Here is a 13,646-nt window from a genome sequence, read left to right as displayed (position 1 = left end):
CCGAGGCCGCGGGTTCCGCCGAGCCGGCGGAGGCCGCCGAGACCGTCGGCACCACCGAGGAACCCGCACCGCCCCGTACCCGCCGCCGGGCGACCCGCCGTGCGTCCGCGCCCGCCGGGGCCCCGGCCGAGGCGGAGGCCGTGGTGACCGCCGCCGAGACCCAGCCCGCGCAGACCGAGGCGAAGACGGCGGCGGCCGCGGAGTCCGAGGCCGCGACCGAAGCCGCCGCCCCGGCCCGCCCGCGTCGCCGTGCCACCCGGCGCGCCTCCGCGCCCGCCGGTGAGCCGAAGGCCCCCGAGGCCCCCGAGGCCGCCGAGGCCGCCCCCGCCGCTCAGGCCCCGGCCGCCGCCGAGACTCCCGCCGCGACGGAGGAGGCCGCCCCCGCCGGCCGTACCCGCCGCCGGGCGACCCGCCGTGCGTCCGCGCCCGAGGCGCCGAAGGCCGCCGACGAGAACGCCGAGACCGTCGTGACGGCCGCCGCCGAGGCGGAGGCCGTGGCGGAGGAGCCCCCGGCCGCCCCGGCCGCCGATGAGGCCGCTGCGCGCCGCACCCGCCGCCGCGCCACCCGCGGTGCCTCCGCGCCCGCCGGTGAGCCGCAGGCCACCGAGGCGACCGAGGCCACCGAGGTTCCCGCGACGGCTCCCGCCGCCGGGGCCGAGGCACCCGAGGCGCCGAAGGCCGCCGCCGAGGCCCCCGCCGAGGAGGCCGCCCCGCGTCGCCGTCGCCGGGTCGTCCGGCAGGCCGCGACCGGATTCGCCGCACCCGCGCAGACCGAGGCCGACGAGGCCGGTGCGCCGCGCCGCCCGGCCCGGCCCGCCGTGGCCGTGTTCCAGGCGCCGGTGTTCGCCGAGCCGCAGTTCCAGACCCCGCAGCGGGCCGCCGCCCAGGCCGCGGCCGAGGCCGCCGGCACGGAGGAGCCCGAGGAGGAGACCGGGGCGTCCGCGGACGAGCGCGCCGAGGCCGGCGCGCGCCGCCGCCGTCGCCGCCGGGGTGCCGCCGAGGAGACGCGGCCCGCGCAGGTGGAGGCGGAGGAGACCGAGGAGTCCGCCGAGGACCTCGCCGAGGGGGACGAGGGCGAGGAGGCCGAGGGCTCCGAGGAGTCCGGTTCGCGCCGCCGTCGCCGCCGTGGCGGCCGCCGTCGTCGTCGCGGTGACGCCGCCGAGGGCGAGGCCGGTGAGGGCGCGGACACCGACTCCGACGAACTGGCCGCCGAGCAGGCGGCACAGGACGCCGAGGACACCGCCGAGCAGGAGGACGAGGACGCGGAGGAGGCCCGGGACGAGGAGTCCGGGGGTTCCAGCTCCAGCCGCCGCCGGCGCCGTCGTCGCCGCCGCGCCGGCGAGAGCGGCGGCGAGGCCGAGCCGACCACCGACGACCCGGAGCGCACGGTCGTCAAGGTCCGCGAGCCCCGCAAGCCCGCCGAGCCGTCCGACGAGGTGCAGTCCATCAAGGGCTCGACCCGTCTGGAGGCCAAGAAGCAGCGCCGCCGCGAAGGCCGCGAGCAGGGCCGCCGCCGCGTCCCGATCATCACCGAGGCCGAGTTCCTGGCCCGCCGGGAGGCCGTCGAGCGCGTGATGGTGGTGCGCCAGCACGGCGAGCGCACCCAGATCGGCGTCCTCGAGGACGACGTGCTGGTCGAGCACTACGTCAACAAGGAGCAGTCGACCTCGTACGTCGGCAACGTCTACCTGGGCAAGGTCCAGAACGTGCTGCCGTCGATGGAGGCCGCCTTCATCGACATCGGCAAGGGCCGCAACGCGGTCCTCTACGCCGGTGAGGTCAACTTCGGGGCGCTCGGCATGGCCAACGGGCCGCGCCGCATCGAAGCCGCCCTGAAGTCCGGCCAGTCGGTGCTCGTCCAGGTGACGAAGGACCCGATCGGCCACAAGGGCGCCCGTCTGACCAGCCAGGTCTCCCTCCCGGGCCGCTACCTCGTGTACGTGCCCGAGGGCTCGATGACCGGCATCAGCCGCAAGCTGCCCGACACCGAGCGGGCCCGGCTGAAGACCATCCTCAAGAAGATCGTCCCCGAGGACGCGGGCGTCATCGTGCGCACCGCCGCCGAGGGCGCGAGCGAGGACGAGCTGCGCCGTGACGTCGAGCGGCTCCAGGCGCAGTGGGAGGAGATCCAGAAGAAGGCCAAGAGCGGCAACGCCCCGACGCTGCTCTACGGCGAGCCGGACATGACCGTCCGGGTCGTCCGCGACATCTTCAACGAGGACTTCTCCAAGGTCGTCGTCAGCGGCGACGAGGCGTGGCAGACCATCCACGGCTACGTCTCGCACGTGGCGCCCGACCTCGCCGAGCGGCTGTCGAAGTGGACCAGCGAGGTCGACGTCTTCGCCACCTACCGGATCGACGAGCAGCTCGCCAAGGCGCTGGACCGCAAGGTCTGGCTGCCGAGCGGCGGTTCGCTGGTGATCGACCGTACCGAGGCGATGGTCGTCGTCGACGTCAACACCGGCAAGTTCACCGGGCAGGGCGGCAACCTCGAGGAGACGGTCACCAGGAACAACCTGGAGGCGGCCGAGGAGATCGTGCGCCAGCTCCGGCTGCGCGACCTCGGCGGCATCATCGTCATCGACTTCATCGACATGGTGCTCGAGTCCAACCGGGACCTGGTGCTGCGGCGCCTGCTGGAGTGCCTGGGCCGGGACCGGACCAAGCACCAGGTGGCCGAGGTGACCTCGCTCGGCCTGGTGCAGATGACCCGCAAGCGGGTCGGCCAGGGGCTGCTGGAGTCCTTCTCCGAGACCTGCGTCCACTGCAACGGCCGCGGTGTCATCGTCCACATGGAGCAGCCGGCCGTGGCCGGCGGCGGCGGTGGCGGCAAGCGCAAGAAGCGCGGCCGCGGCGGTGACGCCCAGGAGCACGTGCACGAGACCGCCGCCGTGGCGGGGGAGAGCGGCGAGGCCGCCGAGCCCGAGGCGGAGACCGCCGTCGAGGTGGCCGCCGAGCTCGCCGAGCCCGTCGCGCTGCCCGGCCCGGACTTCACGCCGGACGAGGAGCTGTACAGCAGCGTCGCCGAGGCGGAGGCCGCGGCCGGCCGCGGCCGGTCCCGCCGCCGCGCGAGCCGCCGGGCCTCGGCGCCGGCGGGTGCGCCGAAGGCGGAGAGGGCCCCGAAGGCCGACAAGGCCGACAAGGCTCCGGAGACCGGGAGCGCTCCGCGGACGGAGGTGGCCCCGGCCGCCTCCGCGCCGACCGCCCAGGACGTCACCGCCGACGAGGCGGCGGCGCTCCCGGTGCGGCCCGAGCCTGCCGCCGAGGCGCTGGCCGAGCCGGCGGCCGCCGAGGACCAGACGGTCCCCGAGCCGCAGGCCGGGCCCGTGGCCGAGGAGGCCGCGCCCAAGGGGCGTACGCGCCGCCGGGCGACCCGGAAGGTGTCGGCGCCCGCCGGTTCCCCCGCGGGAGCCGAGGCCGCCGTGCTGACGGTGTCCGAGACCGAGCCCGCCGCCCCGGTGGAGGAGCCCGCGGCCGAGGCCCCGGCGCCGGCCGCGGAGGCGGAGGGCGCCGCCCCGGCCCGCCCGCGCCGCCGCGCCGTGCGCAAGGCCACCGCGCCGACCGCGTCCGCGGAGGCGGCCGTGACGGTCGTCCCGTCGGCCGCGCCGGAGGAGTCCACGGCCGCCGCCGCGACGGTGACCGGGGCCCCGGTGGCCGAGGAGGCCGTCGAGGAGGCGGCTCCGGCCAAGAAGACGGCCCGCAAGACCGCCAAGAAGGCCACGGCGAAGAAGGCGGCCACCAAGAAGACCGCGGCGAAGAAGACGGCCGCCAAGAAGACGACGGCCAAGAAGGCGGCCAAGACCGCCAAGACGGCCGCCGCCAAGACGGCGGCGAAGAAGACCGCCACGGTCCCCGCCGGCGACGAGGGCTGACGCCCTGGGGTGTGGGGCCGGTCCACGTGACCGGCCCCACACCCGCCGGGCCCGGTTTGACCCCTTCGGCCGTGGCCCCGTACCCTTGACCGTCGGCGTGTCGACTGGCACGCCACATCCCCGTAAACCTCTTCCTCCCGGGTACCTCGGTGGCCGGGAGAGGCTGTCCGTGTCCATGCCCGGGCGGCTGGACTGCGGGGGTGCCGTTCCCGAGCGAGAGAGTGAGATCCGCGTGTACGCCATCGTGCGCAGCGGTGGTCGCCAGCACAAGGTTGCTGTCGGCGACATCGTTGAGGTTGACAAGATTTCCACCGCCAAGGTTGGCGACACGGTCGAGCTCTCGACCCTGCTCGTTGTCGACGGCGACGCTGTGACCAGCGACCCGTGGGTGCTGGCCGGCATCAAGGTCCAGGCCGAGGTCGTGGACCACCACAAGGGCCAGAAGATCGACATTCTGCGCTACAAGAACAAGACGGGCTACCGCCGTCGCCAGGGCCACCGCCAGCAGTACACGGCGATCAAGGTCACTGAGATCCCCGCGGCTGCGAAGTAAGGGACTGAGGAGAAATGGCACACAAGAAGGGCGCATCGTCCACCCGGAACGGTCGCGACTCCAATGCCCAGCGGCTCGGCGTGAAGCGCTTCGGCGGTCAGGTCGTCAACGCTGGTGAGATCCTGGTCCGCCAGCGCGGCACCCACTTCCACCCGGGCGCCGGCGTCGGCCGTGGCGGCGACGACACGCTGTTCGCGCTGCAGCCCGGCGCGGTGGAGTTCGGTACCCACCGTGGCCGCAAGGTCGTGAACGTCGTTCCGGTCGCCTGACCCGAGCGTTCCGTTCGAACCTTTCGCGAGGCGGACCTCACTTCCCGGTCGGGAAGGCGGGTCCGCCTTTCGCGTGTTACGCAAGAGACATCACCGTAGTTCTGGAGGCATGAACCATGACCACCTTCGTGGACCGCGTCGAGCTGCATGTCGCCGCGGGTAACGGAGGCCACGGCTGTGCCTCCGTCCACCGTGAGAAGTTCAAGCCGCTCGGCGGCCCGGACGGCGGCAACGGCGGCCGCGGCGGCGACGTGATCCTGACCGTCGAGCAGTCGGTCACCACGTTGCTCGACTACCACCACTCCCCGCACCGCAAGGCCACCAACGGCAAGCCCGGCGAGGGCGGCAACCGCTCCGGCAAGGACGGCCAGGACCTGGTCCTGCCCGTGCCGGACGGCACCGTCGTCCTGGACAAGGCCGGGAACGTGCTCGCCGACCTGGTCGGCCAGGGCACCTCGTTCGTCGCCGCCCAGGGCGGCCGGGGCGGCCTCGGCAACGCGGCGCTGGCCTCCGCCCGCCGCAAGGCGCCCGGTTTCGCGCTGCTCGGCGAGCCGGGGGACCTGCGGGACATCGTCCTGGAGCTGAAGACGGTCGCGGACGTGGCCCTGGTGGGTTACCCGAGCGCCGGCAAGTCCTCGCTGATCTCGGTGCTCAGCGCGGCCAAGCCGAAGATCGCCGACTACCCGTTCACCACCCTGGTGCCCAACCTCGGTGTCGTCACGGCCGGTTCGACCGTCTACACCATCGCCGACGTGCCGGGCCTGATCCCGGGCGCCAGCCAGGGCAAGGGCCTGGGCCTGGAGTTCCTCCGCCACGTCGAGCGGTGCAGCGTGCTGGTGCACGTGCTGGACACCGCGACCCTCGAGTCCGATCGCGACCCGGTCTCCGACCTGGACATCATCGAGGAGGAGCTGAAGCAGTACGGCGGCCTCGACAACCGTCCCCGCATCGTCGTCCTGAACAAGGTCGACGTGCCGGACGGCAAGGACCTCGCCGAGATGGTCCGCCCCGACCTGGAGGAGCGCGGCTACCGCGTCTTCGAGGTGTCGGCGGTGGCCCACATCGGCCTGAAGGAGCTGACGTACGGGCTCGGCGAGCTGGTCGCCAGGGCACGGGCCGCACGGCCGAAGGAGGAGGCCACGCGGATCGTCATCCGGCCGAAGGCCGTGGACGACGCGGGCTTCACGGTCACCCGTGAGGAGGTCGGCGGCGAGCCGGTGTTCCGGGTGCGCGGTGAGAAGCCGGAGCGCTGGGTGCGCCAGACCGACTTCAACAACGACGAGGCCGTCGGCTACCTCGCGGACCGGCTCAACCGCCTCGGTGTCGAGGACCAGCTGATGAAGGCGGGCGCCCGCGTCGGCGACGGCGTGGCCATCGGGCCCGAGGAGAACGCGGTCGTCTTCGACTGGGAGCCGACCGCCATGGCCGGCGCCGAGATGCTGGGCCGGCGCGGTGAGGACCACCGCTTCGACGCCGCCCGGCCGGCCGCCCAGCGGCGGCGCGACCGGCAGGCCGAGCGGGACGAGGCGCTGCGCGAGTACGACGAGTTCGACCCGTTCGAGTAGGACCGGGCGGACGCGGGGCCGGGTGCGCCGGGAGAGGCCCCGGCGCCGGGCCGGCCGCCCCCGCCGCTCCCCGGTGAGCCGGACCGTGCGGCCCGGAGCGGGACTTCGGTCCCGTCCGGGCCGCACGGTCATGTCGCCGTGGCGACCGGGCGGTCCCGAGGCCGGGCCCCCGGCCTGAACTCACGCGCCGGACCCCTGGCCTGAACGTCAAGCGCCGGGAACCTTTCTGACTTCTCGTGACCCGCCGCGGCACCCCCACGTTGTCCCTGTGGAGCCGGTGCCGCGGCGGGTCTTCTGCTGTCCGCCAACTTGTCATGCACGCGAATGCTGCCGTTCGACGGCCGGGCGGTCCGGCCGTGGGAGCTTGCGAGGGTCCGCGAGTGAAGCCCAAGAGGTCCGTGTGGCAAGGGAGTCAGCCGAATGACCGGTGCAGCACCGCAGCCCGACCGGCGCCGCCTTCTGACCGCGGGCGCCGCCGTCCTCGGCGCCGCGGCCTCCGCCCAGCTCTGGCTGCCGGGCACCGCCCGCGCCGCCGCCACCCCGCTGCCCGACGGCGTGTTCACCCTCGGCGTGGCCTCCGGGGACCCGCTGCCCGACGGCGTCGTGCTGTGGACCCGGCTCGCCCCCGACCCGCTGAACGGCGGCGGGATGCCGGACACGACCGTCCCGGTGGAGTGGGAGCTGGCCGAGGACGGGCGGTTCGGCCGGACCGTCCGCCGGGGCACCGCCCAGGCCCGTCCCGAGTTCGGGCACAGTGTGCACGTGGACGTACGGGGGCTGCGCCCGGACCGCCGGTACTGGTACCGCTTCCGGGCGGGCGGGCAGCTCTCGCCCACCGGCCGCACCCGCACCGCGCCGCACCCCCACCGGCGCGGCGGTGCCCTGCGCGTCGCGCTCGCCTCCTGCCAGAACTGGCAGCACGGCTACTTCACGCCGTACGCCGACATGCTCGCCCAGGACCCGGACGTCGTCCTGTTCGTGGGCGACTACATCTACGAGTCCACGCCGTCCGCGACGGCCGTACGGCGGCACGAGGGCATCGGGGAGCCGTACACCCTCGCCGAGTACCGCAACCGCTACGCCCAGTACCGCACCGACCCCGGCCTCGCCGCGATGCACGCGAACGCCCCCTGGGTCGTCACCTTCGACGACCACGAGGTCGACAACGACTACGCCGGCGAGGTGCCGCAGGACCCCGGCAAGCAGTCGCACGACGCGTTCACGGCCCGGCTGGCCGCCGCGTACCGGGCCTACTACGAGCACATGCCGGTCCGCGCCACCGCCGTCCCGGACGGCCCGCACATCCAGATGTACCGCCGCCTGGACTTCGGGCGCCTGGCCCGGCTCAACGTGCTGGACACCCGGCAGTTCCGCAGCGACCAGGCCACGAGCCCGGCCGGTGCCGAGGATCCGTCGCTCACCATGCTCGGGGCCGCGCAGAAGCGGTGGCTGCTGGACGGGCTGCACGGCTCACCGGCCCGCTGGAACCTCGTCGCCTCGCAGATCATGATGGCCGAGACCGACCTGCTGCCCGGCGACGGCAAGCTCTGGTACTACGACGCCTGGGACGGCTACCAGGCCGAACGCAATGCCCTGCTGCGGGAGTTCGCGGGGGTCCGCAACCCGGTCGTGCTCAGCGGCGACCGGCACCTGACGATGATCAGCGACCTCAGGGAGGACTTCGCCGACCCCGGGTCCGCCGTCGTCGGCGCCGAGTTCGTCGGTACCTCCGTCTCCAGCAACGGCGACCAGGACCAGGCGGCCTTCCACGCCCAGTGGGACCCGCTGAAGGCGGACAACCCGCACTGGAAGGTGATCGACGCCCATCGCGGCTACCACCTCTTCGACATCGGCCGCTCCCATCTCGACGCCCAGGTCCGGATCGTCGACACGGTCCTGACGCCGCGGTCCGGCGCGCGCACCCTGGCGCGGCTGCGGGTGGAGTCGGACGAGCCCGGCGTCCGGACCGTGTGACGCGGGCCACCCGGGCGCGCCGTGGACCGGTGCGAGCGGGGCCCGGGGACTCATCCGGGTCCCAGGTTCCGCTCAGCCCGTCCTCAGGCAGGGCTCCTACCGTCCCTTGACCATGGAGACGGACCGCACGAGCGACATCCCCGCGCCACTGCCCGCGGGCACCCGGCTGCTGCACATCGGCCCGCACAAGACGGGGACCACCGCCGTCCAGGGCGCGCTGTTCGCGGCGCGCGAGCGGATGGGCGAGCACGGCGTGGCCTTCCCCGCGCACAGCAGGCACCCCATGGAGGCCGCCCTCGCCGCCTGCGGCCGGCCCGGGATGATGGGCGACACCGTGCCCACCGAGGGGCACTGGGCCCGGCTGCTGGAGCGGGTGCGGGCCACCGGGGCGAGCACCTCGGTCATCAGCAGCGAGTTCTTCGCCGACGCCCCCGACGACGCCACGATCGCCCGGATCGTCGGGCAGCTCGGCGGCGACCGCGTGCACGTCCTGGTCACCCTGCGCCCGCTGGCGAGGATCATGCCCTCGCAGTGGCAGCAGTACGTGCAGAACGGCCTGCGCATGGGATACGAGGACTGGCTGGAGCACATGCTGCGCAAGCCGCCGTACGACCGGCCCACCCCCAGCTTCTGGCGGCGTCACCGGCACGACCGGCTCGTGGCACGGTGGGCCCGGGCCGCCGGGCCCGGACGGGTCACCGTCGTCGTGGTGGACGACCGCGACCGCGGCGGGCTGAACCGCGCCTTCGAGGCACTGCTCGGACTGCCGGAGAATCTGCTGCGGCCGGTTCCGGACACCGTGAATCGATCCCTCACCCTGGCCGAGACCGAAATGCTGCGGAACCTCAACGTCGAATTCCGTGGCAATGGGCTGCCCGACGGGCTGTATTCCCGGCTGGTCCGCAACGGCGCCGTGACGCATATGAAGAACACCTACGAGCCCGCGCCCGCGGACGTGAGGATCGCCACCCCCCGCTGGGCGGCCGAGGCGGCGGCCGCGATCGGCGCCTCGGCGGCGGAGCGGATCGGGGCGCTCGGCGTCCGGGTCCTCGGCGACCCGGGCCCGCTGTCCACGGTGCCCGAGCAGCCGGTACCGTCGCCCCAGGAGCCCCGGCTCGCCCCGGAAGCGGCGGCTCGGGCACTGTACGGAGCACTCGCGGCGGCCGCCGCGGGGGGCGCGGGGACCGCCGGCGCGCGCGGGGTCCACCGGACGCCGTCGAGGGAGCTCCTCCGGGTCCTCGGGCACCGTGGCCTGAAACGGCTGCGGCGCCGCTGAACACCCCTCCCGACGGGGCCCGTGAGAGACCTGTGGACTTACTCACAGCAATTCCACGGAGGTTCGCGGAGGCCGTCGCCCAATCACCGGGGGCGCAAGGTGAATGACAGGTGGCGCGCACATATGCATGGGACGTCACTCACCTTGCACAGCGGTTACCCGAAGTGGGACCATTTCGAACGTTCCCTGTCGCCCCAAGGTAGGTCAGCCTGTGTCACAGCACATAGCCAAGCCCCGAACCACCGCAGTCGTCCTGGCCGGTGGCACCGGCCAGCGGGTGGGTCTTTCGATCCCCAAGCAGCTGCTGAAGATCGCCGGCAAGGCAGTCATCGAGCACACGCTGACCACTTTCGAGAACGCCGACTCGATCGACGACATCATTGTGCTGATGGCGCCCGGTTATGTGCCGGACGTCGAGAAGATCGTCGCCAAGGCCGGCCTCACCAAGGTCAAGAAGGTCATCGAGGGCGGCTCGACCCGGAACGAGACCACCGAGCGCGCGATTTCCGCCCTCGGTGAGGGCCTGGCCGAGGGCGAGGACAGCAACGTCCTCTTCCACGACGCCGTGCGCCCGCTGCTCTCGCAGCGCGTCATCGACGACTGCGTGACCGCGCTGGAGCGCTTCCAGGCCGTGGACGTGGCCATCCCGTCCGCGGACACGATCATCGTCACGCGCACGCACGGCGAGGACGGCGAGTTCATCACCGAGATCCCGGACCGCTCCCGGCTGCGCCGCGGCCAGACCCCGCAGGCCTTCAAGCTGTCCACGATCCGCCGCGCCTACGAGGTCGCCTCCGGCGACCCCAACTTCCAGGCCACGGACGACTGCTCCGTCGTGCTCAAGTACCTGCCGGACGTGCCGATCCACGTCGTCGCGGGTGACGAGTACAACATGAAGGTGACCCAGCCGGTCGACGTCTTCATCGCCGACAAGCTGTTCCAGCTCGCCTCGACGGCCGCCCCGGAGCAGAACGGCGAGGAGGCCTACCGCGAGCTGCTGACCGGCAGGACGGTCGTCATCTTCGGCGGCTCCTACGGCATCGGCAAGGACATCGCGGAACTCGCCGAGTCCTACGGTGCCTCCGTGTACGCGCTGGGCCGCTCCACCACCGGCACCCACGTGGAGAACCCGGAGGAGGTCGACGACGCGCTGTCCAAGGCGTACGCGGAGACCGGCCGGATCGACTACGTGGTCAACACCGCGGGCGTGCTGCGCATCGGCAAGCTCGCCGAGACCGACAACGCCACCATCGAGGAGGCGCTGAAGGTCAACTACCTGGCCCCGGTGCAGATCGCCCGCTCCTCCTACAAGTACCTGTCGGAGACCAAGGGCCAGCTCCTGCTCTACACCTCCAGCAGCTACACCCGAGGCCGTGCCGAGTACAGCCTCTACTCCTCCACCAAGGCCGCCATGGTGAACCTCACCCAGGCGCTGTCCGACGAGTGGGCGGCCGAGGGCATCCGCGTCAACTGCATCAACCCCGAGCGCACCGCCACCCCGATGCGCACCAAGGCGTTCGGCCAGGAGCCGGCCGGCTCGCTGCTCTCCTCCGAGGCGGTGGCCCGCACCTCCCTGGACGTGCTGCTGTCGGAGCTGACCGGCCACGTCATCGACGTCCGCCAGCAGGACCCGACCGCGGGCGCCGCCAAGGCCTCCGGTTTCGAGCAGGCTCTCGCCACGGTGCTGGACCGTCAGGACGGCGTGTAATAATCGCGGTAAATAGCTTTCGGGAATTCAGGCCTCTGCGCTCGCTCATTCACTGGGCGTTCGCAGAGGCCTGAGTCCGTACCTCTCCCAGTAATCGGTAAAGCCCGCGATTCCCGTGCAATTACGGCGATACCGAACAAAACCGGCACTCCCCCTCTCAGAGCAGGTTTCTCCGTGATATCCACCGCTATTCGCGTCGCCCGGGTGGGCAGCGCGGCCGAGCTGGCCGCGGCGGCCCTCATGATGCTGGGCTTCCCCTGCCTCATGCTGGCCGCGCTCCTTCCCAGCGTGTACGCCTTCGTGGTCGCGGCCGCCGTGACGTACCTGGCGGACCACTTTCTGCACCGCAAGGGCAGCTATCTGATCAACCGCCTGAGCAAGGTCCGGGCCGGTCTGTCGATCCGGTTCCTGATCCGGCAGCTTCTGCTCATCCTGCTGCTGGCCCGGATGTCCCTCGCGGACAACCTGGTCTTCTACGCGGCGGTCGCCTGCTTCATCGCCTTCTACGGCCTGCAGGCCCCGCACGGCGCGCTCGTGACGCTGATCCGCAACCGCCGCCGGATGCCGGTCGCCACCCGCAACATCGACCTGAAGTCCCGCATCCGCGTCCCGGACGCCCCGCCGCGCGGCCTGCTGCACCGCTCCGCGGAGAAGATGCTGCACCTCGACCTGTTCGCGGTCGCCGGCCTCCTGGTCTCCGCCGCGCTGGACGACGCCTTCGTCGGCTTCGTCGGCGCCGGGATCACCGTGGCCCTCGGCTGCCTGTACGTCGCGGTGCTGCTGCCGTACGTGCGCGGCCGGCGGATCCCGCCGAAGGCCGAGACCGTGCTCGCCGCCGTGGACGACTGGCTGGCCGCCCACAAGCCTGAGACGGTCCTGTACTTCTCCGGCTCCAAGGACTCCGCGTACCAGGTCAACATGTGGCTGGAGACGATGGAGCAGCTCGAGACCCGGCCGCTGATCATCCTGCGCGAGCGTGCCATCCTGAACAACCTCGCCCCCACCACCGTCCCCGTCATCTGCGTGCCCGGAGGGGTGCACCTGATGAACCTGGACCTGTCGACGGTGCGCGTCGCGCTCTACGCGGCCAACGTGGGCAAGAACATCCACCTGCTGCGGGTGCCCACCATGAAGCACGTCTTCATCGGGCACGGCGACAGCGACAAGCTGGCCAGCGTCAACCCGTACAGCAAGGTGTACGACGAGGTGTGGACCGCCGGCCGGGCGGGCCGCGACCGCTACGCCATCGCCGACGTCGGCGTCCGCGACGAGGACATCGTCGAGGTCGGCCGCCCGCAGCTCGCGCCGATCGCCACCTGGCAGGGCGGCCCCGAGGGTCCCCGCGCCGGAGCCGCCGACGGCCGCGTCCCGACCGTGCTGTACGCCCCCACCTGGGAGGGCTGGGACGGCAACCCCGGCAACACCTCGATCGTGCTGGCCGGCGAGAACATCGTGAGGAAGCTGGTCGAGGCCGACCCGCCGGTGCGTGTCCTGTACAAGCCGCACCCCTTCACCGGCACCGTCAGCGCCCAGGCCGGCGCCGCGCACCGGCGCGTCACCGCCCTGGTCGAGAAGGCCGCCGCCGGGCGCGCCGCCGACCCCCGCTTCACCACCGACACCGCCGCGCAGGAGCGGGCGCGGGCCGAACTGGCCCGGATCGAGGCCCGCCTCGCCGAGCTGGCCGGCGCCGGCGGGGACAAGGGCGACGAGGCCGAGGCCACCCGCGACGGGATCGTCGACGTCGAGCGGCACCGGGAGATCGCCGGGCTGCGGGCCGAGTGGAACGCCGCCTACTGGAACTCCTTCCCGGAGTACGAGCACAGGGTCATCACCGGTGCCGAGCCGCGCCTGTACGACTGCTTCAACGTCTCCGACGCGATGGTCTCCGACATCTCCTCGGTGGTCTCCGACTTCATCGCGAGCGGCAAGCCGTACGCGGTCACGGACTCCGGTGAGCTGGGCGCCGAGGAGTTCAAGCGGCAGAACACCGCCGTGCGCGCCGCGACGATCCTGTCCAACGGCGCGGCCGAGCTGGGCGGTCTGCTGGACGCGGTCCGCGACCCGTCCGCCGACCCGCTGGCCGCGGACCGCAAGGAGCTCAAGCAGTACCTGCTGGGCCCCGACGAGCCGACGTCGATCGACCAGTTCAACGCGGCGGTCGCCGATCTGGCCCGGAAGGCCGAGACCCGCAACGTCGGCCAGCAGTCGCGGGTGGGCGCGGCCAGCATCGACCCCGCGGAGGCGGCCGAGCTGACCACCGCGCTGCCGGCCCAGCGGAGCACCTCCGCCGGTGACACGGACGACGTGAACGCGGTCTGACGACCGCGCCGCCGCAAGGGCCTGCCCCGGAGCACTCCGGGGCAGGCCCTTTTTCACGTCTCCCTTACCGCTCCCCTGTCGCACGGATGAGCAGTCCTTACCGCTCGCGC

The 13,646-nt window shown here is 73.0% G+C and carries 8 protein-coding genes; all 8 read left to right on the top strand.

Annotation, left to right across the window (positions count from 1 at the left end; all coding sequences use genetic code 11):
* Positions 1-3,872: Rne/Rng family ribonuclease (locus MXD57_RS07715; RefSeq protein WP_250400559.1), on the top strand; the 3,872-nt coding region annotated here is incomplete at its 5' end.
* A 232-nt stretch (positions 3,873-4,104) separates the two neighbouring features.
* Complete coding sequence (gene rplU / locus MXD57_RS07710; RefSeq protein ID WP_004931419.1) at positions 4,105-4,425, top strand: 50S ribosomal protein L21; 321 nt, start codon at positions 4,105-4,107, stop codon at positions 4,423-4,425.
* A gap of 14 nt (positions 4,426-4,439) precedes the next feature.
* The gene (rpmA, locus tag MXD57_RS07705; RefSeq protein ID WP_018846648.1) at positions 4,440-4,694 is read left to right on the top strand and encodes a 50S ribosomal protein L27; all 255 of its coding nucleotides are present in this window, start codon (positions 4,440-4,442) and stop codon (positions 4,692-4,694) included.
* 116 nt (positions 4,695-4,810) lie between these two features.
* Positions 4,811-6,259, top strand: a complete 1,449-nt coding sequence (gene obgE, locus MXD57_RS07700) for a GTPase ObgE (RefSeq protein ID WP_250400558.1) — start codon at positions 4,811-4,813, stop codon at positions 6,257-6,259.
* A 420-nt stretch (positions 6,260-6,679) separates the two neighbouring features.
* Entirely contained in the window at positions 6,680-8,233 is a 1,554-nt protein-coding gene (locus MXD57_RS07695) for an alkaline phosphatase D family protein (protein ID WP_250400557.1), read from the top strand.
* Between the two features lie 112 nt (positions 8,234-8,345).
* Positions 8,346-9,509, top strand: coding sequence for a hypothetical protein (locus MXD57_RS07690; protein ID WP_250400556.1), 1,164 nt, complete (start codon positions 8,346-8,348; stop codon positions 9,507-9,509).
* A gap of 211 nt (positions 9,510-9,720) precedes the next feature.
* Complete coding sequence (locus MXD57_RS07685; RefSeq protein WP_250400555.1) at positions 9,721-11,217, top strand: D-ribitol-5-phosphate cytidylyltransferase; 1,497 nt, start codon at positions 9,721-9,723, stop codon at positions 11,215-11,217.
* A 204-nt stretch (positions 11,218-11,421) separates the two neighbouring features.
* Positions 11,422-13,536, top strand: a complete 2,115-nt coding sequence (locus MXD57_RS07680) for a hypothetical protein (RefSeq protein ID WP_250400565.1) — start codon at positions 11,422-11,424, stop codon at positions 13,534-13,536.
* Positions 13,537-13,646 lie beyond the last annotated feature (110 nt).

Origin of the sequence: Streptomyces cellostaticus (assembly GCF_023630175.1) — a bacterium.
Classification (GTDB): domain Bacteria; phylum Actinomycetota; class Actinomycetes; order Streptomycetales; family Streptomycetaceae; genus Streptomyces; species Streptomyces cellostaticus_A.
Note: the sequence above shows the minus strand (reverse complement) of the source record. Positions and strands in the feature narration are given on the sequence as shown.

Coding starts and splice junctions, on each gene's coding strand:
- rpmA (WP_018846648.1), top strand. CDS start 4,440: ATGGCACACAAGAAGGGCGCATCGTCCACCCGGAACGGTCGCGACTCC.
- obgE (WP_250400558.1), top strand. CDS start 4,811: ATGACCACCTTCGTGGACCGCGTCGAGCTGCATGTCGCCGCGGGTAAC.
- MXD57_RS07695 (WP_250400557.1), top strand. CDS start 6,680: ATGACCGGTGCAGCACCGCAGCCCGACCGGCGCCGCCTTCTGACCGCG.
- MXD57_RS07690 (WP_250400556.1), top strand. CDS start 8,346: ATGGAGACGGACCGCACGAGCGACATCCCCGCGCCACTGCCCGCGGGC.